Annotated in this window: 25 protein-coding genes and 4 pseudogenes; 14 read left to right on the forward strand and 15 right to left on the reverse strand. The window is 67.8% G+C overall.

Features of this window, described 5'->3' with window-relative positions:
• The first annotated feature begins 41 nt into the window (after window positions 1-41).
• The 4 genes from Taqua_RS07585 to Taqua_RS07600 all read left to right on the forward strand — a co-directional run bounded on the left by Taqua_RS07585 (window position 42) and on the right by Taqua_RS07600 (window position 5637).
• Window positions 42-1508, forward strand: coding sequence for a sigma-54-dependent transcriptional regulator (locus Taqua_RS07585; RefSeq protein WP_144326114.1), 1467 nt, complete (start codon window positions 42-44; stop codon window positions 1506-1508).
• Window positions 1501-2511, forward strand: a complete 1011-nt coding sequence (locus Taqua_RS07590; RefSeq protein ID WP_246094652.1) for an NADH-quinone oxidoreductase subunit B family protein — start codon at window positions 1501-1503, stop codon at window positions 2509-2511. Before Taqua_RS07585 ends, Taqua_RS07590 begins: the two co-directional genes overlap by 8 nt.
• Before the next feature lie 117 nt (window positions 2512-2628).
• The gene (locus tag Taqua_RS07595) at window positions 2629-4065 is read left to right on the forward strand and encodes a nickel-dependent hydrogenase large subunit (protein WP_144326116.1); all 1437 of its coding nucleotides are present in this window, start codon (window positions 2629-2631) and stop codon (window positions 4063-4065) included.
• 156 nt (window positions 4066-4221) lie between these two features.
• Entirely contained in the window at window positions 4222-5637 is a 1416-nt protein-coding gene (locus Taqua_RS07600; RefSeq protein WP_144326117.1) for a sensor histidine kinase, read from the forward strand.
• A 77-nt stretch (window positions 5638-5714) separates the two neighbouring features.
• On the opposite strand, the pseudogene Taqua_RS07605 reads toward Taqua_RS07600, so the two are convergent.
• Window positions 5715-5992 (reverse strand): annotated as a pseudogene (locus Taqua_RS07605) (ATP-binding protein); the annotation flags it as partial.
• 74 nt (window positions 5993-6066) lie between these two features.
• Between Taqua_RS07605 and Taqua_RS07610 the strand changes: the two are divergent.
• Window positions 6067-6213 (forward strand): annotated as a pseudogene (locus Taqua_RS07610) (IS3 family transposase); the annotation flags it as partial.
• A gap of 47 nt (window positions 6214-6260) precedes the next feature.
• Here Taqua_RS07610 and Taqua_RS07615 read toward each other — a convergent pair.
• From Taqua_RS07615 to Taqua_RS07625, 3 genes are read right to left on the reverse strand one after another with little or no spacing between them, the layout of a single operon-like run.
• The gene (locus Taqua_RS07615; protein WP_144326118.1) at window positions 6261-7697 is read right to left on the reverse strand and encodes an NAD(P)(+) transhydrogenase (Re/Si-specific) subunit beta; all 1437 of its coding nucleotides are present in this window, start codon (window positions 7695-7697) and stop codon (window positions 6261-6263) included.
• On the reverse strand, window positions 7694-8020 hold the full coding sequence (locus Taqua_RS07620) for an NAD(P) transhydrogenase subunit alpha part 2 (protein ID WP_132963199.1): 327 nt from the start codon (window positions 8018-8020) through the stop codon (window positions 7694-7696). Before Taqua_RS07620 ends, Taqua_RS07615 begins: the two co-directional genes overlap by 4 nt.
• 22 nt (window positions 8021-8042) lie before the next feature.
• Window positions 8043-9188, reverse strand: a complete 1146-nt coding sequence (locus Taqua_RS07625) for a Re/Si-specific NAD(P)(+) transhydrogenase subunit alpha (RefSeq protein ID WP_144326119.1) — start codon at window positions 9186-9188, stop codon at window positions 8043-8045.
• A gap of 212 nt (window positions 9189-9400) precedes the next feature.
• On the opposite strand from Taqua_RS07625, the gene Taqua_RS07630 reads away from it, so the two are divergent.
• A complete protein-coding gene (locus Taqua_RS07630) occupies window positions 9401-9904 on the forward strand; it encodes an NUDIX hydrolase (RefSeq protein ID WP_144326120.1) in 504 nt (167 codons plus the stop codon).
• On the opposite strand, the gene Taqua_RS07635 is transcribed toward Taqua_RS07630, so the two are convergent.
• Entirely contained in the window at window positions 9888-10625 is a 738-nt protein-coding gene (locus Taqua_RS07635) for a 16S rRNA (uracil(1498)-N(3))-methyltransferase (protein ID WP_144326121.1), read from the reverse strand. The genes Taqua_RS07630 and Taqua_RS07635 overlap by 17 nt on opposite strands.
• Before the next feature lie 10 nt (window positions 10626-10635).
• Window positions 10636-11766 carry an aminoglycoside phosphotransferase family protein gene (locus tag Taqua_RS07640; protein WP_246094654.1) on the reverse strand — a complete coding sequence of 377 codons (1131 nt, stop codon included), beginning with the start codon at window positions 11764-11766 and terminating at the stop codon, window positions 10636-10638.
• A 62-nt stretch (window positions 11767-11828) separates the two neighbouring features.
• Here Taqua_RS07640 and Taqua_RS07645 point away from each other — a divergent pair, with 62 nt between their 5' ends.
• From Taqua_RS07645 to rsmA, 3 genes are read left to right on the forward strand one after another with little or no spacing between them, the layout of a single operon-like run.
• Entirely contained in the window at window positions 11829-14270 is a 2442-nt protein-coding gene (locus Taqua_RS07645; RefSeq protein ID WP_144326123.1) for an LPS-assembly protein LptD, read from the forward strand.
• A complete protein-coding gene (locus Taqua_RS07650; RefSeq protein WP_144326124.1) occupies window positions 14263-15603 on the forward strand; it encodes a peptidylprolyl isomerase in 1341 nt (446 codons plus the stop codon). The genes Taqua_RS07645 and Taqua_RS07650 overlap by 8 nt, the downstream gene beginning before the upstream one ends.
• Entirely contained in the window at window positions 15600-16391 is a 792-nt protein-coding gene (gene rsmA / locus Taqua_RS07655) for a 16S rRNA (adenine(1518)-N(6)/adenine(1519)-N(6))-dimethyltransferase RsmA (RefSeq protein WP_246094655.1), read from the forward strand. The genes Taqua_RS07650 and rsmA overlap by 4 nt, the downstream gene beginning before the upstream one ends.
• Before the next feature lie 147 nt (window positions 16392-16538).
• Here rsmA and Taqua_RS07660 read toward each other — a convergent pair.
• From Taqua_RS07660 to Taqua_RS07675, 4 genes and pseudogenes are all read right to left on the reverse strand, one after another.
• Window positions 16539-16934: pseudogene (locus Taqua_RS07660) on the reverse strand (barstar family protein); the annotation flags it as partial.
• 65 nt (window positions 16935-16999) lie between these two features.
• Window positions 17000-17341, reverse strand: a complete 342-nt coding sequence (locus tag Taqua_RS13220) for a guanyl-specific ribonuclease (RefSeq protein WP_246094657.1) — start codon at window positions 17339-17341, stop codon at window positions 17000-17002.
• Between the two features lie 160 nt (window positions 17342-17501).
• On the reverse strand, window positions 17502-19838 hold the full coding sequence (locus tag Taqua_RS07670) for an NADP-dependent malic enzyme (RefSeq protein ID WP_144326125.1): 2337 nt from the start codon (window positions 19836-19838) through the stop codon (window positions 17502-17504).
• 36 nt (window positions 19839-19874) lie between these two features.
• Complete coding sequence (locus tag Taqua_RS07675) at window positions 19875-20387, reverse strand: hypothetical protein (RefSeq protein ID WP_221933925.1); 513 nt, start codon at window positions 20385-20387, stop codon at window positions 19875-19877.
• A 181-nt stretch (window positions 20388-20568) separates the two neighbouring features.
• Between Taqua_RS07675 and Taqua_RS07680 the strand changes: the two genes are divergently transcribed.
• The 4 genes and pseudogenes from Taqua_RS07680 to Taqua_RS07690 all read left to right on the forward strand — a co-directional run bounded on the left by Taqua_RS07680 (window position 20569) and on the right by Taqua_RS07690 (window position 22693).
• Window positions 20569-21312 (forward strand): transporter substrate-binding domain-containing protein, encoded by a 744-nt coding sequence (locus Taqua_RS07680; RefSeq protein ID WP_144326126.1) that lies wholly within the window; start codon window positions 20569-20571, stop codon window positions 21310-21312.
• 109 nt (window positions 21313-21421) lie between these two features.
• A pseudogene (locus tag Taqua_RS13495) lies at window positions 21422-21649 on the forward strand (IS3-like element ISAav4 family transposase); the annotation flags it as partial.
• 292 nt (window positions 21650-21941) lie between these two features.
• Window positions 21942-22295: a ferredoxin FdxA gene (gene fdxA / locus Taqua_RS07685; protein ID WP_132963188.1), complete on the forward strand. Its 354-nt coding sequence runs from the start codon at window positions 21942-21944 to the stop codon at window positions 22293-22295.
• Window positions 22292-22693 (forward strand): SirB2 family protein, encoded by a 402-nt coding sequence (locus tag Taqua_RS07690; RefSeq protein ID WP_144326127.1) that lies wholly within the window; start codon window positions 22292-22294, stop codon window positions 22691-22693. Before fdxA ends, Taqua_RS07690 begins: the two co-directional genes overlap by 4 nt.
• Here Taqua_RS07690 and Taqua_RS07695 read toward each other — a convergent pair.
• Entirely contained in the window at window positions 22651-23133 is a 483-nt protein-coding gene (locus Taqua_RS07695) for an Rrf2 family transcriptional regulator (RefSeq protein WP_132963186.1), read from the reverse strand. The genes Taqua_RS07690 and Taqua_RS07695 overlap by 43 nt on opposite strands.
• A 107-nt stretch (window positions 23134-23240) precedes the next feature.
• On the opposite strand from Taqua_RS07695, the gene ytfE reads away from it, so the two are divergent.
• Entirely contained in the window at window positions 23241-23912 is a 672-nt protein-coding gene (gene ytfE / locus Taqua_RS07700; RefSeq protein ID WP_144326128.1) for an iron-sulfur cluster repair protein YtfE, read from the forward strand.
• Between the two features lie 26 nt (window positions 23913-23938).
• Here the strand turns inward: ytfE and Taqua_RS07705 are convergent, their stop codons facing one another.
• From Taqua_RS07705 to Taqua_RS13225, 4 genes are all read right to left on the reverse strand, one after another.
• A complete protein-coding gene (locus Taqua_RS07705; RefSeq protein WP_165902856.1) occupies window positions 23939-24502 on the reverse strand; it encodes a hemerythrin domain-containing protein in 564 nt (187 codons plus the stop codon).
• Between the two features lie 16 nt (window positions 24503-24518).
• On the reverse strand, window positions 24519-24902 hold the full coding sequence (locus Taqua_RS07710) for an NnrS family protein (RefSeq protein WP_132963240.1): 384 nt from the start codon (window positions 24900-24902) through the stop codon (window positions 24519-24521).
• 88 nt (window positions 24903-24990) lie between these two features.
• Window positions 24991-25533 (reverse strand): TPM domain-containing protein, encoded by a 543-nt coding sequence (locus tag Taqua_RS07715; RefSeq protein ID WP_132963183.1) that lies wholly within the window; start codon window positions 25531-25533, stop codon window positions 24991-24993.
• A 5-nt stretch (window positions 25534-25538) separates the two neighbouring features.
• The coding region (locus Taqua_RS13225) for a hypothetical protein (protein ID WP_221933926.1) at window positions 25539-25739 on the reverse strand (201 nt) is incomplete at its 5' end.

A 25739-nucleotide genomic window follows, 5' to 3' on the forward strand; every position in this document is an offset into this window, starting at 1 on the left:
CCCGCGAACACGCCATCCGTTGATGTTGAGAGGCCTGACCCATGAGCGCGTCCCTCCTGGCCACCGTCCTGGTCGTCGACGACGAGGTTCGTTCCCAGGAAGCCCTGCGCCGGACCCTGGAGGAAGACTTCCGGGTTTTCACCGCCTCCAACGCCGCCGAAGCCCGGGCCGTCATGGAGCGGGAAGCCATCGACATCCTGCTCACGGACCAGCGCATGCCAGAAGTCAGCGGCGTGGAGTTCCTGCGCCAAGTGCGCCAGGAGTGGCCTGACACGGTACGTATCATCATCTCCGGCTACACGGACAGCGAGGATATCATCGCCGCCATCAACGAGGTGGGTATCTACCAGTACTTGCTCAAGCCTTGGCATCCGGAACAGCTGCTGCTGACCCTGAAGCGGGCCGCTGAGTTGCATCGCCTGCAGCAGGAGAACTGCCTGCTGGCGGCGGAACTGAGGGCCGCCGAGCCGGTGCTACGCAGGCACGTGGAGGCCAACCGGGCCCGGGTGAAGGAGGCCTTCAGCCTGGAACGCATCGTGCGGGCCCCGGACAGCCCCATGCAGTCCCTGTGCGAGCAGATCGCCAAGGTGGCACGTCACGACGTATCCGTCCTGCTGATGGGCGAATCCGGTACCGGCAAGGAATTGCTGGCACGGGCCATCCACTACGCCAGCGGCCGCGCCGACCAGGCCTTCGTGGTGCAGAACTGCGGCGCCCTGCCGGACACCCTGCTGGAATCCGAACTCTTCGGCCATCGCAAGGGGGCCTACACCGGGGCCATCGACAACCGGGTGGGCTTGTTCCAGCTGGCCCACGGTGGCACCCTGTTCCTGGACGAGATCGGCGAAACCTCCCCGGCCTTCCAGGTAAAGCTGCTGCGGGTGCTGCAGGAAGGCGAATTCCGCCCCTTGGGCAGTAACCGGGTCCAGTCCGTGGACGTTCGCGTCATCGCCGCCACCAATCGGGATCTGACGGAAGAAGTGCGGGCCGGGCGCTTTCGGGAAGACCTGTATTACCGCCTGGCCACGATACCCATGTGGGTCCCACCCTTGCGGGAACGGCCCATGGACATCCCCCTGCTGGCCCAGGCCATCCTCACCCAAGCGGCGAAAGAACTGGGCTGCAAGGCCACGGGTTTCACCCCGGAGTTGTTGGATCACCTGGTAGCCCGCCCCTGGCCCGGCAACGTGCGGGAGTTGCAAAACGAGATCCGCCGCATGCTGGTGATGTCGGACGGACCCCTTCTGGGCATGGAGACCTTGGCATACGGCCTTAGCGGCCCGACCCCCAAGGGTCAGTCGGACGACCTGCGCAGCCGGGTGAAGGCGGTGGAGGCCGAGGCCCTGCGCCAGGCCATGGCCCGCCACAGGGGCAACCTGTCCCGGGCTGCGGCGGAACTGGGCCTCACCCGCCTGGGCCTGCGCAACAAGCTGGACCGCTTGGGGGTGACCCGGCCCCTGGGCCGGCGCGGGCGCCCCAGGGAAATGGATGGAGACCCCGATGCCTGAACTCAACCTCCTCTGGCTCCAGTCCGGCGGCTGTGGTGGCTGCACCATGTCCCTGCTCAACGCTGAACAACCGGCCCTCATGGACCGCCTGACGGACGCGGGCATCCACCTGCTTTGGCACCCCAGCCTGTCCGAGGCCAGCGGCGGCGAAGCCCTGGACATCATTCGCGCCTGCGCCGAAGGCCGGAAACGCCTGGACATCCTCTGTCTGGAAGGCTCGGTGATGACGGGCCCCTCGGGCACCGGCCGTTTCCACATGCTGTCGGGTACGGGCAAGCCCATGATGGCCTGGGTCGAGGCCCTGGCCACCCGAGCCGCCCATGTGCTGGCGGTGGGTACCTGCGCCGCCTACGGGGGTATCACCAGCGCCGGCATCACCGGCCCCAGCGTGGGCGCCACCGGCCTGCAATTCCATGGCGAACACCCCGGGGGACTGTTGCCCTCTAGCTTCCGTGCCGGCGCCGGCCTGCCGGTGGTGAATGTGGCGGGCTGCCCCACCCACCCCGGCTGGGTGCTGGACACCCTGCTGGCCATCTCCCTGGGTCGGCTGACGGAAAGCGATCTGGATGCCCTGCACCGACCCCGCTTCTTCGCCGACCATCTGGTACACCACGGCTGCCCCCGCAACGAGTATTACGAGTTCAAGGCGAGCGCCGAGAAGGCCGGGGACTTGGGCTGCATGATGGAAAACATGGGTTGCAAGGGCACTCAGGCCCACGCCGACTGCAACACCCGTCTGTGGAACGGCAGCGGCTCCTGTCTGCGGGGCGGCTATCCGTGCATCTCCTGTACAGAACCACGTTTCGAGGAACCAGGCCATCCTTTCACCGAGACCCCCAAGGTGGCGGGCATTCCTATTGGCCTGCCCAGCGACATGCCCAAGGCCTGGTTCGTAGCCCTGGCCACCCTGTCCAAGTCCGCCAGCCCCAAGCGGGTGCGGGAGAACGCCACCTCCGAACATGTGGTTGTGACCCCGGCGGTGAAAAAGACTAGACTGAAGTGATGGAAGCGGAGATGCCTGGACGGATTTCATGCAAACTCAAATCCTCCTAACCCTCCTTTGCAAAAGGCGGATTAGGGCGGATTCCAGTGACACGTCCATTCCCAACCGGAGACCTTCATGACCACCCGCCTGATCGGTCCCTTCAACCGTGTCGAAGGCGATCTGGAGGTACGCCTGGAGGTGGAAGACGGTCGGATAAGTGCCGCCTACGTAAACTCCACCCTCTACCGGGGCTTTGAGCCCATGCTGGCAGGCAAGGCACCGGCGGATGCCCTGGTCATCGTGCCCCGCATCTGCGGTATATGTTCCGTGGCCCAGAGCACGGCGGCGGCAGCAGCCCTGCGGGAACTCTCCGGCCTGACCTTGTCGGACAACGGCCGCTTAGCCCTCAACCTGGTGAGTGCCTGCGAGAACCTGGCGGACCACCTGAGCCACTTCTATCTATTCTTCATGCCGGACTTCGCTCGGGACGCCTATGCCACCCGGCCCTGGTTCGAGCGGGTAGCACAGCGCTTCAAGGCGACCAGCGGCACGGCCACGGCGGACGTCCTGCCCGCCCGGGCGGCATTCATGCACCTCATGGGCATCATGGCGGGCAAATGGCCCCATACGCTGAGCCTGCAGCCCGGCGGCACTGCCAAACCCCTGGAACAGGCGGAATGCCTGCAGCTCACGACCCTGCTACGAGCCTTTCGCCGCTTCCTAGAGCTACACGTGTTCGACGACAGCCTGGAAAGCGTAGCTGGCCTCGCCAGCCTTCCCGATCTAACCGAGTGGCGAAAGAACAGGCATGGCGACTTGGCCATCTTCCTGGAAGTGGCCGAGGACCTGGGCCTGGAAAAGGCCGGCCGGGCAACGGACGTATTCCTCAGCTACGGTGCCTACGAGGAGGACGATGGCCACCTGTTCGCCTCCGGGCTGTGGCAGGGTGGCCAGGCCCACCCCCTCGAACCCGGTGCCATCGTGGAGGACCTTAGCCATGCCTGGCTAGCGGGGGACGCCCGCACACCAGCCCAGGGCCAGACCCTGCCCTTGCCGGACAAACCCGGGGCCTATACCTGGTGCAAGGCGCCCCGCTACTCCGGCTGCGTGGCCGAAACCGGCGCCCTGGCCCGGCAGATGGTGGCGGGTCATCCAGTCATTCGCGAGCTGGTAAGGACCCACGGAGGCAGCGTCACCGCCCGGGTGCTGGCCCGGTTGCTGGAACTGGCCCTGGTGCTGCCCCGCATGGAAGCCTGGGCCAGGCAACTGGAACCCAAGGCCCCCTGGTGCCACCACGCCCGCCTGCCGGACGAAGGTACGGCAAAGGGCCTAGTGGAGGCGGCCCGTGGCGCCCTGGGTCACTGGCTCGTGGTGAAGCACGGTCGCATCGCGAATTACCAGATCATCGCCCCCACCACCTGGAACTTCTCCCCCCGGGACCATCAGGGCACGCCCGGGGCCCTGGAGCAGGCCCTGGCCGGACTCCCCGCCCCTGAGACGGAGGATCCACCCCTGCTAGTGCAGCATGTTGTCCGGTCCTTCGATCCCTGCATGGTGTGCACAGTCCATTAGCAGGCCGTTGAAAAACGTCGCGAGGATGGCCAGATGCAAGGCGCACGGAGCACAGCGACCGAGACATATCAAACAGATAGGCGAGGGAGCGAGCACCGCGCAACGCCGCAGATGGCCTACCGCAGCAGTTTTTCAACGGCCTGTTAGATTAAAACCATGGGCGTCGCCAAACCTTCCCTGGACCCGGACACCCTGCCCTCCCCCACCTATGACGAGGAGGTCTGGATCGAGGTCATCCATAAGATGGACGAGGTCTACAGCGACCTGCTGAAGTACGAAGTGGCCCTGGAGGAAAAGAACGCCGCCCTGGAGGAGTCCCAGCGCTTCGTGCTGTCGGTGCTGTCCTCCATGTCGGACCTGCTGCTGGTGTGCGACCGGGAAGGCCGCATCGAGGTGGTAAACCAGGCCCTCATCGACTTCACCGGCAAATCCGAGGCGGAACTGGTAGGCACTTTCCTGTTCGACCTATTCCCGGACACGGCCACACGTTCGGCAGCGCGCCTTTCCTTCGCCACCCGAGGCCTGCAGGGCCTGGCGGATTGTGAACTGGAGCTCCTGGGCGCGGACAACGTGCCCGTGGCCGTGTCCTTCAACTGCATGCCGCGCCATAACCACCAGGGTGCCCCGCTGGGCATGGTGTTAACTGGCCGCCCCCTGGGAGAACTGCGCCGGGCTTACCAGGCCCTGCACGAAGCCCACGAGGACCTGAAACGCACCCAGCAGCAACTGCTGCACTCGGAGAAGATGGCGTCCCTGGGCCGGCTGGTGGCGGGCGTGGCCCACGAGCTCAACAACCCCATCAGTTTCGTACTGGGTAACGTGCATGCACTGCGGCGCTATGTCGAGCGCCTGGGTCAATACATCCGCCTGCTGCACGGCAAACACAACAAGGACGAACTGGCCCGACTGCGGAACCAACTGCGCATCGACCACATCCTGGAGGACCTACCATCCCTCATGGACGGCACCATTGAGGGCGCGGAGCGCACCCGGGACATCGTCGACAACCTGAAGCGCTTCTCAGTGTTGGACCGGGACCCGGCCCGGCCCTTCAACCTGACAGAGGTCATCGAGCGTTCCGTGAACTGGGTGCGCAAAGCCTCGCCTGAGCGCTTTCAGGTGGACCTGGACCTGCCCAAGCACATTAACGTAATGGGTTCGTCGGGCCAGATCCAGCAGGTGGTGATGAACTTGGTGCAGAACGCCTGCGACGCCACCGCGGAGATGGCCAAGCCGCGTCTGGAGATTAGAGCGGAGCGGGCCGGCGACAGCGTGGTCATCCGCTTCCGGGACAACGGCCCGGGCATCCCGCCAGAAAACCTACCCCACATCTTCGAACCCTTCTTCACCACCAAGCCCGTCGGCAAGGGCACAGGCCTGGGGCTGACCATCAGCTACGGCTTAGTGGAAAAACACGGTGGCCGACTGGAGGCTGCCAACGCCCCGGAGGGCGGCGCCCTGTTCACCCTGAGCCTGCCTCTGGGCAGGCCCTGCTCTCGCTCAAGTAGCCTGGAGGAGGTCAAGGCGAGTTCTGGGAACCCATCACGCTCCAAGGCCCCCCGGTCCCGGTGACCTGCCCCCTCGAGCCGTACCATTCATTCGGAAGGGGTTCTAGGTTGTCGCCCCTGATGTATTTGCAGGAGGGGCGGTCACGATGAGGGGGCGTTCTTCTCCTTTCTCGGGGTTCTCTTGCTCTGACGCAGCGACTCGCCGCTGAGGGTGGAGCGGTGGTGGTGTTGCATCAAGCGGTCCAGGATGGCGTCGGCAATGGTGGCGTCGCCGAGCCAGGCGTGCCAGTGCTCGATCGGCTGCTGACTGGTGATGAGGGTGGCCTTGGCGCCTGCGCGGTCATGCCCCAGGCGTCGAGCAGCAGCACATCGGTTTTGGTCAGCCGCAGCAGCCACGAGCCGAAGGTGCCGTTGCCATGGTGGGTATTCCAGCCCATCGTGACCGGTCATTCCGGTCAGGGCCGAAATCGGTCACGATGAACCGGAATACCCTCACGGGCACAAGTTTGCTACCCGTGAGCAGGCCCGGCTGGCGGTACTGGACTGGGTGGCTTTTTACAATCACCGCCGGCTGCATTCGTCGCTGGGCTATCTCAGCCCGATGCAGTTCGAGCAACGCTGGTACGAGGCGCAGCGCAAAATGCCGTCTGAGCCGGGGGTTAAGAACGCCACGAAACAGGGACAAGGTCACTCGATGGCCTTGACGATGTCCTCGACCACTTTCTTGGCGTCGCCAAACACCATCATCGTCTTGTCCATGTAGAACAGCTCGTTGTCCAGCCCGGCGTAGCCGGTGGCCATCGAGCGCTTGTTGACGATGACGGTGCGCGCCTTGTAGGCCTCCAGGATCGGCATGCCGTAGATGGGGCTACCCTTTTGCAGCGCGGCCGGGTTGACGACGTCGTTGGCGCCCAGGATGATGGCGACGTCGGTTTGCCCGAACTCGGGGTTGATATCTTCCATCTCGAACACCTGGTCGTACGGCACCTCGGCCTCGGCCAGCAGCACGTTCATGTGCCCCGGCATGCGTCCGGCCACCGGGTGGATGGCGTACTTGACGCCGATGCCTTTGTCGGTGAGCTTTTGCGCCAGCTCTTTGACGGCGTGCTGCGCGCGCGCCACCGCCAGCCCGTAGCCGGGCACGATGATGACGCTTTCGGCGTTGGACAGGATGAAGGCGACGTCGTCCGGGCTGCCGGTGCGCACCGTGCGCTGCTGCTGCGTGCCCTGCGCCGCGGCCGGGTCGGCCCCAAAGCCGCCGAGAATGACGTTGATGAACGAGCGGTTCATCGCCTTGCACATGATGTAGCTGAGGATCGCGCCCGACGAGCCCACCAGCGAGCCGGCGATGATCAGCATCGGGTTGTTGAGGCTAAAGCCGATGCCCGCCGCCGCCCAGCCTGAGTAGCTGTTGAGCATCGACACCACCACCGGCATGTCGGCGCCGCCGATCGGAATGATGATCAGCACCCCCAGCACGAAGCTGAGCGCCAGCATCAGGTAAAACGCCGACGCGCTTTCGGTGACGGCGTAGGCAATGCCCAGCGCCACGGTGGCCAGCCCCAGCACCAGGTTGAGCAGGTGCTGGCCGGCAAACACCACCGGCGCGCCCTGAAACAGCCGGAACTTGTACTTGCCGGACAGCTTGCCAAACGCGATCACCGAGCCGCTGAAGGTGATGGCGCCGATGGCCGCGCCCAAAAACAGCTCGACCTTGTTGCCCAGCGGGATGGGCGGCACGCTGCCATCGGCACCACGCTGCACGATGCCGAAGGCGTACGGCTCGGTGGCGGCGGCGATGGCGATGAACACCGCCGCCAGGCCCACCATGCTGTGCATGAAGGCCACGAGCTCGGGCATCTTGGTCATTTCGACGCGCTTGGCCATGACGGCGCCGGCGCTGCCGCCAGCCAGCAAACCCAGCAGCACCCACACCATGCCTTGGGCACCACCGCCCGACAGCTCCACGATCAGCGCCGCCGTGGTGAGGATGGCGATGGCCATACCGACCATGCCAAAGAGGTTGCCGCGGATCGAGGTCGTCGGGTGGCTCAAGCCCTTGAGCGCCTGGATGAAACAGACGCTGGCCACCAGGTACAACAGGACCACCAGGTTCATGCTCATGCGCGCTCTCCTTGCTCGGCCGCGGCGGGTTTGCGCTCTTTCTTCTTGAACATTTCGAGCATGCGGCGCGTAACCAAAAAGCCGCCAAAGACGTTGACGGCGGCCAACGCCACCGCCAACACGCCCATGGCCTTGCCCAGGCCGGTTTCGGTCAGCGCCGCGGCCAACATCGCGCCCACGATGACGATGGCCGAGATGGCGTTGGTCACCGCCATCAGCGGCGTGTGCAGCGCCGGCGTGACGTTCCACACGACGTGGTAGCCCACGTAGATGGCCAACACAAAGATGATCACGTTGTACAGGATCGGGGATACAGCTTCCATTGGCGTTCTCCAGGCAGGGCCATCAGGTGCGGCGGCGCAGCTCGCCCGCGTGCGTCACCAAGCAGGCGGCCACGATGTCATCGTCCAGGTTGAGCTGCAGCTGCCCTTCCTTGGTGACGATGAGCTTGAGAAAGTCCAGCACGTTGCGCGCGTACAGCGCCGAGGCGTCGGCGGCCACCATCGCGGGCAGGTTGGTGTGGCCAATGATGGTCACCCCGTGCGCGCTGACCACCTGGTCGGGCACGGTCAGCGGGCAGTTGCCACCGGGCTGGCCATGCGGCCCCAGCGGCCCGCGCCCGGCGGCCAGGTCCACGATGACCGAGCCGGGCTTCATGCTGCGCACCATCTCCTCGGTGACCAGCGTTGGCGCGGGGCGGCCGGGAATCAGCGCGGTGGTGATGACGACGTCGGCCTGGGCCACGCGTTTGGCCACCTCGGCGCGCTGGCGCTGCAGCCAGCTCTCGGGCATGGGGCGGGCGTAGCCGCCCACGCCTTGGGCGCATTCCCGCTCCTCGTCGGTTTCGTAGGGCACATCGATGAATTTGGCCCCCAGGCTCTCCACCTGTTCCTTGACGGCAGGGCGCACGTCGGAGGCCTCGATGACCGCGCCCAGCCGCTTGGCCGTGGCAATGGCCTGCAAGCCCGCCACGCCCACACCCAGCACCACGACGCGCGCGGCTTTGATAGTGCCCGCGGCCGTCATCAGCATCGGAAAGAGGCGCTGGTAATGGTTGGCCGCCAGCATCACCGCCTTGTAGCCGGCGATGTTGGCTTGGCTCGACAGCACGTCCATGCTCTGCGCGCGCGTGGTGCGCGGCGCCGCCTCCAGCGCGAACGCGGTCAACCCGGCCGCGGCCAGACGCTGCAGCCCCTCGACATCAAAAGGGTTGAGCATGCCGATCAGCGTCGCGCCAGCCTTCATCTGCGCCAGCTCGTCCACGGCCGGCGCACGCACCTTGAGCACCAACTCGGCGCCGAGCGCCGTGGCCGCATCGACGATCTCGGCCCCGACGGCGCGGTAGGCCTCGTCGGGCGCACTGGAGGCCACGCCGGCGCCCGTTTGCACCAGCACGTAGTGGCCTTGCGCCACCAGCTTTTTGGCGGTTTCGGGGGTCACGGCCACCCGGGTTTCCAGCGCCGCCGTTTCGGCGGGCACGCCTATGCGCATGGGTGTTCTCCTCGCTTGGGGTTGGGTGTGGTTGTCGCGCAGCCCTACAGGTTAGCGGCAAAGCGCGCGACACGCCATCGCCCGCCCGACACATGACCCTCGGGATTACCCGCAAACGGCTGCGCCCGTGGTGATGCCACGATAAGTGATTCTTGATATTGTGCCGTTAGGCGACGCCGGCGCGCAACGGCACCACCGCGATAATGCGCCTCATGCCGAACCAACGCTTCCAAGCCAACGTCACCGTGGCCGCGATCATCGAGCGCGAGGGGCGCTACCTGCTGATCGAAGAGCACACGCCAGAGGGGTTGCGCCTGAACAACCCCGCCGGGCATCTGGAGCAGGGCGAGGACCCCGTGCAGGCGTGCGTGCGCGAGGTGCTGGAAGAAACCGCCCATCCGTTCACGCCCACGGCGTTGTTGGGCGTGTACCTGTCGCGTCTGTGCCGCCCCGCCACGGGCGAGGACATCACCTACGTGCGCCTGGCCTTCGTCGGCACGGTGGACGACGCGGTGCCCGGGCGCGCGCTGGACGAAGGCATCGTGCGCACCGTGTGGATGACGTTGGACGAGGTGCGTGCCAGCCGCGCGCGCCACCGCAGCGCGCTGGTGCTGCGCTGCATTGAAGACCACGCCGCCGGGCGACGTTTGCCCCTGGAGGCCGTGCACACCGACGTGTCGGTGCGAACTCCCGTCGTGCTCACGGGGCAAGCGTAAGCACGGTCAACGCCGCCAGCGCCGCCGTCTCGGTGCGCAACACCCGCGCGCCCAGGCTCACCGGCTGCAGACCGGCGTGGGCCAGCGTCGCTTCTTCGTCCGGGGCAAGCCCGCCCTCCGGCCCGAGCACGACGTGGCACGGCCCGGGGTACATCGCCGCCCACCGGGCCAGGGTGGGAACGTCCGGTTGCAGCGACAGCCACAACCCCCTACCGAGACCGGTGCGCACCGGGTCGGCCAGCCAGTCGGCCAAGGCGCGCACCGGCTGCACCAGGGGTACCCGGTTGCCACCGCATTGTTCGCAGGCGGCCACCGCCACCGCTTGCCAGTGCGCGATCTTTTTGTCGGCGCGCTCGCCGCTCAAGCGCAACACGCTGCGCTGGGTCAGCAACGGCTGGACGCTGGCCACGCCCAGTTCGGTGGCCTTTTCGACCAGCCAATCCATGCGCTCGTTGGCGGGCATGCCCACGGCCAGGTGCACGGCACGCGCGGGCTCGCGCTGCACCGCTTCGTGCGCCTGCACCTGCACGGTGACGTCGCGCCGCCCGATGGCGGTGATGGTGGCGCGCCACTGACCGCCGTGCAGCGGGTCGCCAAACAGCGTCAACGCGTCGCCCGGCTGCAGGCGCAGCACCTGCACGTGGCGGCTGGCCGCAGGCGGCAGCACCACGGTTTGGCCGGCCTGCAGCGGCTGTGGGTGGTGAATGCGGGGCGCGTCCATGGCCACCGCGTCAGAGCGCGCGCCCGAACGAGTAGGCCGTGGTGGTCTCGATGCCCTCGACAGCGTCGATGAGCTTGAGCAGCGGCGCCAGCTCGCGGTAGCGCGCCGCGGTGTGACGGATGTAGCCGATGAAGCGCGGCGCGTCCGCCAGGTACTGCGGCTTGCCGTCGCGCAGCGTCAGCCGCGCGAAGATGCCCGCGACCTTGAGGTGGCGCTGCAGCCCCATCCACTCCACCGCACGGTAAAAGGCCCCAAAGTCGTACGACCAGTCCTCGTGCTCCAGGAGCCCGGCGCGGCGCGCCGCGTCCCAGTAGCGGATCGTGACGTCCAACACCACCTCCTCCTCCCACGACAGGAAGGCGTCGCGCATCAGGCTGGCGATGTCGTAGGTCAGGGGGCCATGCACCGCGTCCTGAAAGTCCAGCACCCCCAGTCGCCCCTCGGGGTGGCTGGGGTCGAAGCCGCCGTCGGGCAGCATCAGGTTGCGCGGCATGAAGTCGCGATGCACCCACACAGTGGGCTGCGCCAGCACCCGGCGCACGATCAGGTCGAACGCCTCGTGCAGGGTTTGCTGCTGCACCGCCGACAGCGCCACGCCCTTGTGGCGCGCCAAGTACCAGTCGGGGAAGAGCGCCAGCTCGCGACGCAACAGCGCCTCGTCATAGGGCGGCAGCACCTGCGGCCGGGTGGCGCGCTGCCAGGCCAGCAGCGCCGCGATGGCATCCTTGAAGTACGGCAGCGCCGCCTGCGGCTGCTGCGGGTCGAGCGCGTGCAGCAACGTGCCCGTGCCCAGGTCGGTCAGCAGCATGAAGCCGTGCGCCTCGTCCCAGGCCAGCACCCGCGGCGCACGCACCCCGGCCTCGCGCATCAACCCCGCCACCCGCACAAAGGGACGACAGTCCTCCTGCGCGGGCGGCGCGTCCATGATGATGAGTGAGCCCCCGCCGTGCGTGGGCGCGCGCTCGACGCGCAGGTAACGCCGAAAGCTGGCGTCGGCGCTGGCCAGGCGCAGCGTGGCCGGCTGCAGGCCGTGGGGTTCGGCCACCGACTGCAGCCAGGCGTCGAAGGCGGCGGCACGCGCCGGGTCGGCCCAGGCGACGGGGGCAGGAACGGCAGGCGCGGCAGCAGGTTCAGTCGGCATGGTTGTGGGGCTCATGGATAATCACTGCGATTCTACGAACGCCCGTGCCGTCCGCGTCTGCCATGCGCCTTGCGCCCCAACCCCACACCCCCTGTGGCCCGGCCCCTGCCGCCGTGCGCCGCCCGCTGGCGGTGCTGGTGGCGCTGCTGGGGGCGGCGCCGGCGCTGGCCCCGGCCCAGGGGTTGGTGCTGCAACCGTCGTTGACGCTGCAGGAGCTGCCCGCGGCGCTGCGCGCCCGGCTGCCCGTCACCGTGGAGGGCGCGCGCATCGCGGGCCGTGTGGATGAGCGCCTCGACGTCGAAGGCGGGGCCGTGTTGCGCCGCCACGACCTGGTGCTGCGCGCCGACACGCTCAGCCACACCAGCGCCGACGACACCGCGATCGCGCAGGGGCACGTGCGCGTGGTGCGCCTGGGCAACGTGTACGAAGGCACGCGGCTGCAGCTCAAGCTCGACACGTTCGAGGGCCGCTTCGACGACGTGCGCTTTGAGCTCGGACGCACCGGCGGGCAGGGTGAGGCCGCGCGCGTCGACTTCCTCGACGAGCACCGCTCGGTCGCCCATCGGGTGCGCTACAGCACCTGCCCCCGCCCGGCCAGCGGCCCGTGGCAGCCGGCGTGGGCGGTGACCGCCGACGAGGTGCGGCTGGACATGGCCAGCGACACCGGCGAAGCGCGTGGCGGCCGCCTCGAGTTCCAAGGGGTGCCGTTGCTCGCAGCCCCCCGGCTGAGCTTTCCGCTGTCCGACGCGCGCAAAAGCGGCTGGCTGCCGCCGACGCTGAACCTGGACAACCAAAGCGGTTTTGAAACCACGGTACCGTATTACCTCAACCTCGCGCCCAACCGCGACGCCACGCTGTACCCGACGCTGATGACACGCCGCGGCCTGGACCTGGGCGGCGAGTATCGCTACTTGGAGCCTACCTACAGCGGGCATCTGCGCGCGGCCTACATGCCCAACGACGGGCTGCGCAGCATGGACCGCTGGGCTTACGCGGTGCAGCATCAGCAAGCGCTGGCTGGGCTGAACTGGTTGCCCGGGGCGGGCTTGCGGCTCAACCTCAACCGCGTCAGCGACGACGACTACTGGCGCGACTTTCCGCGCACCAGCGTCATCACCAACCTGTCGCAGCGCCTGCTGGCCAACGAAGCGGTGCTCAGCGGCGGGCAGGGCGACTGGAGCTACAGCCTGCTGGCGCAGCGCTGGCAAACGCTGGGGGCCGCGCCCAGCATCGTCAACATCCCGGCCGAGACCATCGTGGCACCGTACGACCGCGTGCCGTCGCTGGCGCTGCGCTGGCGCCCGGCACCCTGGGGTGGTGCGCTGGAGGGCTGGCGCCTGAGCACCGACGCCGAGCTGACGCAGTTTCGCACCGACCGCACCCCCGTGGTGTGGGACGGCGTGTCGGCCGGCGAACAACGCAGCGACGTCAACGGCACGCGCACGCTGGGCGTGCTGCGTCTGAGTCGCCGCTGGGAGACGCCGGGCTGGTTTGTCGAGCCCAGCGTGCAGCTGCACGCACGCCACTACCGCTTCGAACAAGCGCTGGGCGACGGCCGGCGCAGCGCCAGCGTGGTGCTGCCGACCGCTGCGCTGGACGCCGGCTTGGTGTTTGAGCGCGCCACCACCTGGGGCGGGCGGGCACTGGCGCAAACGCTGGAGCCGCGCATCCTGCTGGCGGCCACGCCGTACCGTGACCAGCGCCTGCTGCCGGTGTACGACAGCGCGGCCTACGACTTCAACCTGGCCACCATCTACGCCCCCAACCCCTACGCGGGCAACGACCGCATCGCCGATGCGCGCACCGTCACCTACGGCATCACCACGCGGCTGTACGCGCAAGACAGCGGGGCCGAGCTGGCCAGTCTGGGCGTGGCGCAGCGCGTGCGGCTGCGCGAGCAGCGCGTCACGCTGCCCAACGAGACGGCGCTGGCCACCGGGCGCAGCGACATCCTGATCGGCTCCACGCTGCATTGGGACCGCCAGTGGTCGTTCACCGGCACCTGGCAGTTCAACACCGAGCAGCACACCTCGGTGCGTACGGTGCTGTCGGCGCGCTACCAGCCCGGGGCGTACCGCGTGCTCAACGTCGCGTACCGCAACAACGAAACCACGGGCGCGCGCAGCCGCTTGCTCGACATCGCCTGGCAGTGGCCCCTGGTGGCGCCGGGCGGCCCCATGCCCAGCGCCGTGCCCGGCCAAGCCCTGGGGCCGGGGCGCTGGTATGGCGTCGGCCGCGTCAACTACAGCCTGCTGGAGCGGCGCGTCGTCGACCTGGTGGCCGGCTTCGAATACGATGCCGGCTGCTGGATTGGCCGCATCGTGCTGGAGCGGCTGCAGCAAAGCGCCAGCCGCGCCAACCAGCGCATCCTGTTTCAACTGGAGCTTTCGGGCTTTTCGCGCCTGGGCAGCAACCCGCTGCAGGCGCTGCGCCAGCACATCCCGCGCTACCAGTACCTGCGCGAAGACGTCGATCCGCCCAGCCGCTTCCAACGCTATGAATAAACCAAACCGCACCTTGCATGCAGCGGCCACGCTGCTGACCATCGCCCTGGCGCTGGGCGGCACGGGGGCCGCGGCGCAGCCGTTGGGCGCGCGCCCCGGGTCCACAAACGCCTCGACCAGCCTGGACCACATCGTGGCGCTGGTGGGTGGGCAGCCCATCACCGCCAGCGAGGTGCGTGCGCGGCTGGCGCGCATCGAGGTGCCGGCTGACGCCCCGAGCAGCGCCCGAGCCAGCCTGGCGCGCGAAGTGCTGGAGCGCCTGATCGACGAGCGCGCGCTGCTGCAGGTGGCGCAGGAGCAAGGCGTGCGCGTCAGCGACGCCGAGGTCGATGCCGCCGAAGCGGAAGTGGCGCGCCGCAACGGCCTCAGCGTCGAGCAGCTGCACCAGCGCCTGCCCAGCGCCGGCTTGACGCTGGCCAGCTTTCGCGCCAACCTCCGTGACGAGCTGACGCTGCAGCGCCTGCGCGAACGCGAGGAGGCGCGCGCGCGCGTCAGCGAGGGCGACATCGACGCCTGGTTGCGCGAGCGTGAACACCCCACCAACCCCGCCCAGGTGGCGCTGGAGTTGGCACAGGTGTTCATTCCCGTGCCGGAAAACGCCTCTGCCGCGCAACAGGCCCAGGCCCAGCAACAGGCCGACGACGTGGCGCGCCGCGCCCGTGCCGGTGAGGACTTCGCGGCGCTGGCGCGCCAGTATTCGCGCGCGCCCGAGGCAACCCAGGGCGGACGGCTTGGGCTGCGCACCGCCGACCGCTACCCGACGCTGTTTTGGGACGCCGTGCGCGCCCAGCCCGCGGGCAGCATTGTGGGACCACTGCGCAGCGGCGCCGGCTGGCACGTGCTGAAGGTGCTGACACAACGCCATGTCGACCTGCCCGAGCCCACGGTGACGCAGACCGAGGTGCGCCACATCCTGCTGCGCGCCGACAACGATGCGCAGCGCCAAGCCGCCGTCGAGCAGCTACGCGCGCTGCGCCAGCGCATCGTGGCCGGCCAAATCAGCTTCGAAGACGCCGCGCGCCAGACCAGCCAGGACGCCAGTGCCCGCGACGGCGGGCGGCTGGGGTGGGCCACGCCGGGCCTGTTCGTGCCGGAGTTCGAACAAGCGATGGACGCGCTGGCGCCGGGCCAGGTGTCGGAGCCGGTGGTGTCGCGCTTTGGCGTGCACCTGATCGAGGTGCTGCAACGCCGCGACGTGCCGCGCAGCGCGCGCGAGCTGCGCGACGCCGTGCGCGCGCTGCTGCGTCAACGCAAAGCCGACGAAGCGCTGGCCGAGCTGGTGCGCGAGGCGCGCGCGCGCACCTACGTCGAATACCGCGAGCCGCCGCAGTGAGCCCCGTCCGACCCGACCCCGCCACGCTGGATGGCCACCGCGCGCGCAAGCGCTTTGGCCAGCACTTCCTCAGCGATCCGGCCATCATCGACGCCATCGTGCGCGCCATCGACCCGGAGCAGGGCGACTGCGTGGTCGAGATTGGCCCGGGCTTGGGCGCACTGACGCAACCGCTGCTGGAGCGGCTGCAGCGCCTGACCGTGGTCGAACTGGACCGTGACCTGGCGGCGCGGCTGCGCCAGCAAGCCGGGCTGGAGGTGGTGCAAGCCGACGTGCTGACAGTGGACTTTGGCGCCCTGGCCCAGCGCTGCGCCCCCCGGCGGCTGCGCGTGGTGGGCAACCTGCCCTACAACATTTCCACCCCCATCCTGTTTCACCTGCTGCGCTGGGCGCCTCAGGTGCAGGACCAGCATTTCATGCTGCAAAAAGAAGTGGTCGACCGCATGGTGGCGGCGCCCTGCACGGCCGCCTACGGACGGCTGAGCGTGATGCTGCAGTGGCGCTATGCGATGGAGCACGTGCTGCACGTGCCCCCCAGCGCCTTCACACCGCCGCCGCGCGTGGACAGTGCCGTGGTGCGCATGGAGCCGTACCCGGCGCCGGCACCGCTGGACGCAGCCCGGCTGGAAGCGCTGGTCAAGGTGGCGTTTTCGCAGCGGCGCAAGCTGCTGCGCCACACCCTGGGGCCATGGCTGGCCGAGCAGGGCTACGGCGGCACGTTCGACCTGCAGCGCCGCGCCGAGGAAGTCCCGGTGCAGGACTACGTGGCGCTGGCGCAGGCGCTGTAGCCTGGCTCAGGCGGCGCTGAGCCAGTAGCCGGCGTTGAACGGGCTGCTCATGCGCAGCGCCTGCGGGCTGACGTCGACCAGCTTGTCGGTCAGCAACGGCTCGTCGGCTTGTTCCAGATCGGCCGGGCGCGGCGCGCGCGCCACCGAGAACGAGTAAAAGCACCGAAACGGCACCTTGCGCTCGGCCCAGAAGTCGGCCACGTCGCGAAACACATCGAGCAGCTGCTCGCGCGCTTCCTTGTCGAACTTGGGGCTGGTGGGGATGTGCTCCAACACACACACAAACCCCGTTTGCGGGCCCGACTTGTACACCGTGTCGGTCAGGCAGTCGTACAGCGCGTCGAGGTTTTTGCCGTTGTGCGGCGGCAGCTGGAACTGCGTCGAGATCAGCTCCAGGATATCTTGCTTGTTGAGCGCCGTGGCCAGGTTGGCGTACAGGAAGTGGTGGCCCAGCGTCTCGGCGGCCGCCTGCAGGTCTTTGACCGTGAAGGCGCGGATCGACTGGACGATGTTGGGTCGCACGTTGCGCAGCGGCTGTTCCATGATGGGCGTCGGATGATGGCTACAAAAGTTCAGGGCAACGCGAACCAGCGCCTGGGCCCGCCGCTTCACGGCACGATGCGGCGAAAGCTCGCATAGTGGTCGGCCGTGTAGTAGCAGGCATCGGGCACCGTGGGCGTCCACCCGCCGCAAACGATGCGCCGCGCACCGCGGTGCTTGAGGCCAGGCGTCGGCACCGTGTATTCACGGTAGTACCCGCGCTTGGCCGGCGGCAGCAATCGTTCACGGTTGGCAAACACCGTACCGTCTTTCTCATACGGGAAGGGTCCACCCTGGCGAATCAGCTGCATGACTTGGCGCGCCTCGGGCGGCAGCTCGGTCAGCGCCACGCCGTCGCCCAGGGGACCGCGCGCCAGCGCCAGCGCACACACCCCCAGCCACAGCCCCAGCACCACCCACCAACCACGCAGCGGGCGCAGCCATGTCCTCAGCACCGTTCGTTCGCCTTGGGGTAAACCCTAAAAACAAGGGCGCAAGTGTGCCGCAAGCGTCGTCAGATTGCAAGATCTTGACAATCTGGCGCGCTTGTGCTTCACCGCGCCAGCCACCTCAACCGGACGAAGCGGCCCCGCCGCCCACCGCACGCGGGCCGACGTTGGCCTCGGCCACGGTCAGTGCCGTCATGTTGACGATGCGCCGCACGGTGGAGCTGGCGGTCAGGATGTGCACCGGCTTGGCCACGCCCAACAGCATCGGCCCGATGGCAATGCCGCCACCCGCGGCGGTCTTGAGCAGGTTGTAGCTGATGTTGGCCGCGTCGATGTTGGGACACACCAGCAGGTTGGCCTCGCCGCTCAAGGTACTGCGCGGCATGATGGCTTGGCGCATCGCCGCATCCAGCGCCACGTCGCCGTGCATCTCGCCGTCCACCTCCAGCCACGGCGCCTGCTCGCGCAAGATGGCCAGCGCCTGCCGCATCTTGACCGCGCTGGGCGCATCCGACGAACCGAAGTTGGAGTGCGACAGCAGCGCGGCTTTGGGCGTGACGCCAAAGCGCATGATCTTGCGCGCCGCCATCTGCGTGATGGCGGCGATTTGCTCGGCACTGGGGTCGAGGTTGATGTGCGTATCGACCAAAAACACCTGCCGCCCGGGCAGCAAGATGGCGTTCATGGCCGCGTAACAACTGGCCCCGGGGCGCAGCCCGATGACTTGGTCGATGTAGTTGAGGTGCATGGCCGGCGTGCCCCAGGTGCCGCAGATGAGGCCGTGCACCTCGCCGTGGCGCAGCAGCATCGCGCCAATCAGCGTCAGGCGCCGGCGCATCTCGATCTTGGCCAGCTGTTCGGTAACGCCACGGCGCTCCATGATGCGGTGGTAATCCTGCCAAAAGGTTTTGTAGCGGTGGTCGTGCTCGACGTTGACGACGTCGTAGTCCGCCCCCTCGCGCAGCCGCAGCCCAAAGCGCTCGATGCGCTGCGCGATCACGCTTGGGCGGCCGATCAGCACCGGGCGCGCCAGTCCCTCGTCCACCACCACCTGCGCGGCGCGCAAGACGCGCTCTTCCTCGCCCTCGGCGTAGGCCACGCTCTTGTGGCGCGCCTGCTTGGCGATCGCGTACACCGGCTTCATCAGCGTGCCCGACGCAAACACAAAGCTTTGCAGCCGCTCGCGGTACGCGTCCATGTCGGCGATCGGGCGCGTGGCCACACCGCTGCGTGCCGCCGCCTCGACCACCGCCGGCGCGATGCGCATCATCAGCCGAGGATCGAACGGCTTGGGAATCAGGTACTCGGGCCCGAAGGCCAGCTTCTCCCCCGCGTAGGCCTGCGCCACGACGTCGCTTTGCTCGGCCTGGGCCAGCTCGGCGATCGCGTGCACGGCGGCGATCTCCATCTCGTCGGTGATGGTGGTGGCGCCGCAGTCCAGCGCCCCGCGAAAGATGTACGGGAAACACAGGACGTTGTTGACCTGGTTGGGGTAGTCGCTGCGCCCGGTGGCGATGACGGCGTCATCGCGCACCGCGCGCACCTGCTCGGGCAGGATCTCGGGCGCGGGGTTGGCCAGCGCCAAAATCAATGGCCGCGGCGCCATGCGGGCCACCATCTCGGGCTTGAGCACCCCGCCCGCCGACAGGCCCAAAAAGACATCTGCGTCCTCGATGACCTCGGCCAGCGTGCGCGCGTCGGTAGCCTGGGCGAACTGTGCCTTGTCGGCGTCCATCAACTCGGTGCGGCCTTGGTACACCACGCCGGCCAGGTCGGTCACCCAAATGTGTTCACGCGGCAAGCCGAGTTTGACCAGCAGGTTCAAGCACGCCAGCGCCGCCGCCCCGGCGCCGCTGGTGACCAGCTTGACCGAGCGGATGTCCTTGCCCGCCACCTTGAGGCCGTTGAGGATGGCCGCGCCGACCACGATCGCGGTGCCGTGCTGGTCGTCGTGGAACACCGGGATGCGCATACGCTCGCGCAGCTTGCGCTCGACGTAAAAGCAGTCCGGCGCCTTGATATCTTCGAGGTTGATGCCGCCGAAGGTGGGCTCCAGCGCGGCGATGATGTCCACCAGCCGGTCGGGGTCTTTTTCGTTGATTTCGATGTCGAACACGTCGATGCCGGCGAACTTCTTGAACAGCACCGCCTTGCCTTCCATCACCGGCTTGGCCGCCAACGGCCCAATATCGCCCAACCCGAGCACGGCTGTGCCGTTGGTGATGACGGCCACCAGGTTGCCGCGCGCGGTGTAGCGAAACGCCTGTGCGGCGTCGGCGGCGATTTCCTCGCACGGCGCGGCCACGCCAGGCGAGTACGCCAGCGCCAGGTCACGCTGGTTGGACAGCGCCTTGGTGGGGGTGATGGCAAGCTTGCCCGGCTGCGGGCGCTCGTGGTAGTCCAGTGCGGCGCGCTTGAGCTGGGCGCGCGCGTCGGTTTGATCGTTCACGGTCGGCATCTCCAACGGTGCGGGGCACGCTGCGGCCAAGGCCGCTCAGCGGTTCAATGCCCAACGGAGGCGCCCATTGTAAAAAGCGCCTACCACCCCTGCGGCCTGCAGGTCGCTCAGACCGGTGCGCTGTTGCGCGCTTGCGCGGGCTGGCAAACAACCGCCCGGTTGCCCCCTTGCCGCTTGGCTTCGTACAAGGCGGTGTCGGCGGCTTGCACCAACGCCGCGCCATCGGCTGGGTCGCGCGGCACCCGGGCGCACGCGCTGCTCCAGCCGCGCGTTGGCCTCCAACAGATCTTGGTTTTGCACCGCCAGCACATGGTACAGCTGCCCCACCATGCGCAGCAGGTTGGCCACGCGGCGATCCCGTGGGTCTTCTTCCTGCTGGTAGGCCTGCACAGGGTGCATACCGAGGCGGATCAAACGTAGCCTGCTGGGCTGCGGGCTGAGCGCCTGCCCGTGAAACATCGCACGGTTGAGGGCGTTGAACAGGTCCACCAAGTGGTGGTGCTGTTGGTCGACGCTGTCGATGCCGGTCAGCAGGGTCGTGTCCCACACGAAAACATCGTCGGGTGTGGGCGTGACGGCGGGCTGCGACGCGGCTTGCATGGGGCGACAGTATGGCACTTGACCGTTGAGCGGCCAAGGAGGCCCGCGCGGTTTGAGCGATACTTACTTGTTTGCGCTGCGTCAAGATCTTCGATAACCCACAACGCGCCAAGTGCACCCTGCTTTCACCATGACCACGGCCCCTGACCACGTATCCGCCCAGACGCCCCTCGCCCCCACCGGCACCCTGCGCGCCGTCATCAACCTGGGCAACGCCATGCTGGCGCGGCGCGGCCCCGAGGGTCAGCCCACGGGTGTTTCGGTGGACCTGGCCCACGCGCTGGCGCAGCAGCTTGGCGTGCCGTTGGCGCTGCATGTGGTCAGCACGGCCGCCGAATCGGTGGCCGCGGTGCGCCAGGGTCTGGCGGACGTGGGCTTTTTTGCCATCGACCCCAAGCGCAGTGACGGCGTGGCGTTCAGCGCCCCCTACCTGCTGATTGAAGGCAGCTACCTGGTGCGCGCCGACGCGCTGCAGCAAACCAACGACGATGTCGATCGCCCCGGCACGCGCGTCGTGGTGGGGCAGGGCAGCGCCTACGACCTGTACCTCAGCCGCACACTGCAGCACGCGACGCTGGAGCGCGCCCCCTCGACGCCCGCGGTGGTGGAGCAGTTCCTGGCCAGCGGCGCCGACGTGGCCGCGGGCATCCGCCAGCCGCTGTTGGCCGAGGCGCAGCGCCGTGGCGGCTTGCGCGTGCTGCCGGGGCGCTTCATGGTCATCGAACAAGCCATGGGCTGTCCAGCCGCGTACGGCGCGGAGGCGCGCGCCACGCTGGCGGCGTTCGTCGAACACGCCAAAGCCAGCGGGCTGGTCGCCCAACTGCTGGCCAGGCACGGGGTGGAGGGTGCCTCGGTAGCACCCGCGGCGGGCTGAGCGCTGCGGAACGACCAGCCATCGGTAGTAGGCCAACAGGCCGACGCTGGAGCGCGGCCCAGGGCGACGATCAGGTGTCCAATAAACACCATCGTTGATTGCACCTCCGCGACTGCGACGCGAGAACCGCCGCCTGCAGATGGAGCGTGCCATCCTGGCAAAGGCTACGGCCTGGTTTGCCGCCAAGGTCGACAAGACGCTGACAGCGTCTACGAACTGATGCGTGCCAACCAGGCCACCTTCCCCGTGCGCACCATGTGCCGCGTGTTGCGGGTCTCGCCCAGCGGCCACTACGACTGGCGTGGGTGCCGTCCCTCGCGGCGTGCGCAGGATGATGAGGCGCTGCCAGCCTGCCGTGCGCAGGACCTGGTGCAGCGCCACTTCCAGGCGCAGGCTGCTGCCCCGTCCCCGAACCCTCCAGCATCCACCCCAACCCAGGCTCGGCTCCCAAGCCCTCAGCCGTCCGTGAAAGCAGGGTAACTCCAACTCAAGCCGTGAGCGTGGCCGCCGGCTCGCACGGGGTGAGCTTTGTGGTGCGCGATGACCACGCTGCCCATGGGTGCATGGCGCGCCCGTCAGCGATGGGCAGCATAATATGTAATCGTTATGCATATTACAAGGAGCCGTCCATGACCCACGTCGTGCTGGAAGCTTGCATACGCTGCAAATACACCGACTGCGTGGACGTCTGCCCTGTGGACGCCTTCCGTGAAGGGCCGAACATGTTGGTCATTGACCCGGACGACTGCATCGATTGCGCCGTGTGCGTCCCCGAATGCCCCGTTGAGGCCATCGTGCACGAAGATGACGTGCCTGCACGGCAGCTCGCGTTCATCCGGCTCAATGCCGAACTGGCCAAGCAGTGGCCCACCATCGTGCGCAGCAAGTCCGCCCTACCTGACGCGGACCAGTGGGCACAGGTGACCGACAAGCTGCCCTACCTGGACCGGGGACAACCCCATCGCAAGGCACCTCAGCCATGACCAGCCTTGGTTGGTGGTGGTGGCACCTGGCAGCGGTAACCACCAGCCTGAGTTGCTTCACCGTGCGCTGGGTGGCCGCCCTGCTGGGCAGGCCATGGGTCTGGGCACGGACCACGCGCGCGGCGGCGGTGTTGGCGGATTCGGTGTTGCTGATGGCCGGTGTGGGGTTGATGCTGACGCGCGGCTGGTGGCCCACCGTGCCCGTTTGGCTGTGGTTCAAATGGTGTTTGCTGGTGCTGTACATCATGCTGGGCCACCTTGCACTGCGCACTACGGTGCCTGCACGCACGCGCGTCCTGGCGGGGGTGGTGGCGCTGGTCGTGGCCGCGCACATCGTGGGCGCGGCCGTCGCCCATCACCCCGCTGGGTTCTGGTTCGCCGCTGGGCGGACGGGCTGAAGCGGCAGCACCGTTGCAGCGGGCACCGTCCCCACCGGCACCAGGTCAGCCAACGTGTAGCCATCCAGCACGCCCAGGTACGCGCGCAAAGCCGCATTGAGCGCCACCCGCAAACGGCAGCCCGGCATCAGCAAGCAGGCCTCCTCCCCGCCAGGGCCCATGCAGGCCACCAGCTCAAAGTCGCGCTCGGCCCATCGGATGACATCGCCAACGCGAATGTCAGCCGCCGGTCGCGCCAGCCGCAGGCCGCCGCCGCGGCCGCGTTGCCCGCGCAACCAACCGCCATGGACCAAAGCCACCACGACCTTGGTCAAGTGGTGGCGGGACACCCCGTACATACGCGCCATGTCGGCGATGGTGGCGCGTCGACCCGTCGCCTCGCATGCGGCACAGTGCATCAGCACCCGCAGGCTGTAGTCGGTCCAAAGTGTCAAGCGCATAGCGGGCATTGTGCCGCACCGTCGCCACATCCTTCTTTCGGACGATGGACAAGGCGGTCCGCAAGACCACATAATATGCATTATTTGTGCATATTATGGAGGCTGCCATGCACACCACCTTTGAACGCGATCCGTTGGACGTCACCGTCGCCGCCTGGGCCACCCAGGTGCCCGGCGCCACCGAGGTGTTTCGACGCCACCGCCTCGACTTTTGCTGCGGCGGTCAGCGCAGCTTGCGCGAGGCCTGCGCCGCCCGCGACGTGGATCCCGACGCGGTGCTTGCCGAGCTGCAACAACTGCCGCGCACACCGATGCAAGCGCCCCCGAGCACGACCCCGGAATTGATCGAGCACATTCTGCGCCGCTACCACGATGTGCATCGGCAACAGCTACCCGAACTGATTCGGTTGACCGACAAGGTCGAGGCTGTTCACCGGAATCATCCCGACGTCCCGGTTGGCCTGGGCAACCTGTTGCGGCAGATGCACGAGGAACTGCTCGAACATATGAGCAAAGAAGAGAATGTGCTGTTTCCAATGTTGCGCGCAGGGGGCTCCGCGATGGCGCACATGCCGATCAGGGTGATGCGCATGGAACACGATGCCCATGGTGAGCAGCTGCAACGTCTGCGCGCCCTGACCCGCGACATGACCCCGCCGGACGAAGCCTGCGCCACGTGGCGCGCGCTGTACACCAGCCTGTCCCAGTTTGTGGACGACCTGATGCAACACATCCATCTGGAAAACAACGTGCTGTTTCCGCCCTTCGAGCGCACGTAGAGGGTCGATGTCGCCCCAGTGGCGGTTTACCGCCCTGCACCGCCCACAGCACGGCGGCGCAGCATGTCGGCGGACATCGCGGCGCGCTCATCCGCCGACATGCACCCTTCGGCGCGGGGAAACACCCGCCCCTCCTCCAACGCGATGTGGTCCTCGTAGCGCTGCGCAAATGCGTGCATCACGCGGCGTTCGTCGTCCGACCAACGCCAGTGGGGATCCCCAGCGGCCTGTTGCAGGCGCAGCAGCGCCTGTCGCAACCAGACCCAGTCGGCCGTCATCGCTTCGTGGTCGGCTTGCAGCCGTTGCACCCACGCCTGCGCGACAGGATCACCACTGTCTTTCAGTTGGGGAAAGACGTGCAACTCTTCGTCCTGGTGATGCAAAGGGGCCGCCAAATCAAAGTAACGCATCACCTGCGCGGCAGCTTGTACCGCCTGCTCGTCAGCGCCTTGGGCGTCGACATGCTCCAGCAGCCGCAACAGCAAATCCAAGGTACGCTCGACACGGTCGTGGCACGCCTGCAACCACTCGAAAGGTTGCTCGTGGTTGGCCTGGTGCTGCGCCGACCGTTGCGCTTGAACAATCCACATCGACTGATGACCTCCATCAGGTTGGCCCGCGATACCGTCCCCACACCCAACCCGGACGACCATCGGGCCGAGGCCGACCGTACCAAGACAACAAACGCACGCCCCACGGTAGCACCGCTGCCAACCACAACAGCGCAGCCCCCACCATCAGGGCCAGCGTATCTGGCCACAGCGCTGCAACGATGCGTGCCACCACCGCGCTCTGCAGCACCCAAAACCCCACCCATGTCGCGGGGTCGGCCAGCAGCTTGCGCCCGCCGTGTCCGCAGGATACCCGCGTGACCATGGCGTACATGATGGACCCGAGAAAGGCGCGTGCCAAGCCCCCACCCCCAACAGCGGTGTGGCGGGGCAAGCGTAGCGCACGGCAAACTCCCACAAAACAGCGACCAAAGCCCATTGAACTGGGGGAAATGTACGACCAATAGGGTGAAAAAAACAAAACCTTAGGAATACATCAGGGGCGACGCCATAGGGTCCCGCCAGTGCTATACCCGCACCACCGCATCGGGCAGTTCATTGGGGTTAGGCTGCCCGGACGTGGCCGGCGCCACCGCCAGCAGCCAACCGTGCACGGTGTCGACGGCGCACGTCAAAGCCGCCTCCACGGTCCCAGCACGCAAGCCTTGTTGCAGCGCTTGCACAGCGTCGTCCCATTGCGCGGGTGGCACTTGGCGTGCCAGCGTGCGGTCAGCCACGATTTCGATGACGCGCTCGGCCAGCAGCACGTAAATCAGCACGCCGGCGTTGGCTTCGGTGTCCCACACGTGAAGCCGGGCAAACCACTGCACCGCGCGACGGCGAATGCGTGCCGCCAGGTCGGCCTCGTCAGCTGGCGGCGGCCACAGCCACGCCAGCGGCAGACTGGCCTCGACACAGATGCGCACCTCGCCCAGATGCTGCGCTTCGCCGGCGGCGATGCGTTGGCGCAGGCGCTCGGCTGCGGCATCGTCCAGCCAGCGGCGGCTGGCGCGCTCATCCAGCCACAGGTGACGCGCCCAGCGCCGCAGGGTGCTCAGCAGGGTTGCCATGGAGCTCACCACCGCCCGGAGGCGCCGCCGCCCCCGAAGTTGCCACCACCGCCGGACGAGAACCCGCCTCCACCCAGGCCACCTCCGCCGCCCCGCCAGCCTCCGTGGCCCACGGACGCGCCACCACCCACGCGCACGCCGCTGATGGCCAGCACGAACGCCGCCACCACCAGCAGCCCCAGCCACCCGAGCGGCAAGCCCAACCC

The organism is Tepidimonas aquatica (assembly GCF_007556585.1).
Classification (GTDB): Bacteria; Pseudomonadota; Gammaproteobacteria; order Burkholderiales; family Burkholderiaceae_C; genus Tepidimonas; species Tepidimonas aquatica.

What these genes read in the sequence shown, in the direction of transcription:
- Taqua_RS07590 (WP_246094652.1), top strand. Translation starts at nt 1,501, where the DNA reads ATGCCTGAACTCAACCTCCTCTGGCTCCAGTCCGGCGGCTGTGGTGGC.
- Taqua_RS07595 (WP_144326116.1), top strand. Translation starts at nt 2,629, where the DNA reads ATGACCACCCGCCTGATCGGTCCCTTCAACCGTGTCGAAGGCGATCTG.
- Taqua_RS07670 (WP_144326125.1), bottom strand. Translation starts at nt 19,838, where the DNA reads ATGCCGACCGTGAACGATCAAACCGACGCGCGCGCCCAGCTCAAGCGC.
- ytfE (WP_144326128.1), top strand. Translation starts at nt 23,241, where the DNA reads ATGCACACCACCTTTGAACGCGATCCGTTGGACGTCACCGTCGCCGCC.
- Taqua_RS07695 (WP_132963186.1), bottom strand. Translation starts at nt 23,133, where the DNA reads ATGCGCTTGACACTTTGGACCGACTACAGCCTGCGGGTGCTGATGCAC.
- Taqua_RS07620 (WP_132963199.1), bottom strand. Translation starts at nt 8,020, where the DNA reads ATGGAAGCTGTATCCCCGATCCTGTACAACGTGATCATCTTTGTGTTG.
- Taqua_RS07600 (WP_144326117.1), top strand. Translation starts at nt 4,222, where the DNA reads ATGGGCGTCGCCAAACCTTCCCTGGACCCGGACACCCTGCCCTCCCCC.
- Taqua_RS07710 (WP_132963240.1), bottom strand. Translation starts at nt 24,902, where the DNA reads ATGGGCTTTGGTCGCTGTTTTGTGGGAGTTTGCCGTGCGCTACGCTTG.
- Taqua_RS07625 (WP_144326119.1), bottom strand. Translation starts at nt 9,188, where the DNA reads ATGCGCATAGGCGTGCCCGCCGAAACGGCGGCGCTGGAAACCCGGGTG.
- Taqua_RS07645 (WP_144326123.1), top strand. Translation starts at nt 11,829, where the DNA reads ATGCGCCTTGCGCCCCAACCCCACACCCCCTGTGGCCCGGCCCCTGCC.
- Taqua_RS07705 (WP_165902856.1), bottom strand. Translation starts at nt 24,502, where the DNA reads ATGTGGATTGTTCAAGCGCAACGGTCGGCGCAGCACCAGGCCAACCAC.
- Taqua_RS07650 (WP_144326124.1), top strand. Translation starts at nt 14,263, where the DNA reads ATGAATAAACCAAACCGCACCTTGCATGCAGCGGCCACGCTGCTGACC.
- Taqua_RS07635 (WP_144326121.1), bottom strand. Translation starts at nt 10,625, where the DNA reads ATGGACGCGCCCCGCATTCACCACCCACAGCCGCTGCAGGCCGGCCAA.
- Taqua_RS07690 (WP_144326127.1), top strand. Translation starts at nt 22,292, where the DNA reads ATGACCAGCCTTGGTTGGTGGTGGTGGCACCTGGCAGCGGTAACCACC.
- Taqua_RS07680 (WP_144326126.1), top strand. Translation starts at nt 20,569, where the DNA reads ATGACCACGGCCCCTGACCACGTATCCGCCCAGACGCCCCTCGCCCCC.
- Taqua_RS07585 (WP_144326114.1), top strand. Translation starts at nt 42, where the DNA reads ATGAGCGCGTCCCTCCTGGCCACCGTCCTGGTCGTCGACGACGAGGTT.
- Taqua_RS07715 (WP_132963183.1), bottom strand. Translation starts at nt 25,533, where the DNA reads ATGGCAACCCTGCTGAGCACCCTGCGGCGCTGGGCGCGTCACCTGTGG.
- fdxA (WP_132963188.1), top strand. Translation starts at nt 21,942, where the DNA reads ATGACCCACGTCGTGCTGGAAGCTTGCATACGCTGCAAATACACCGAC.
- Taqua_RS07640 (WP_246094654.1), bottom strand. Translation starts at nt 11,766, where the DNA reads ATGCCGACTGAACCTGCTGCCGCGCCTGCCGTTCCTGCCCCCGTCGCC.
- Taqua_RS07630 (WP_144326120.1), top strand. Translation starts at nt 9,401, where the DNA reads ATGCCGAACCAACGCTTCCAAGCCAACGTCACCGTGGCCGCGATCATC.
- Taqua_RS07615 (WP_144326118.1), bottom strand. Translation starts at nt 7,697, where the DNA reads ATGAGCATGAACCTGGTGGTCCTGTTGTACCTGGTGGCCAGCGTCTGT.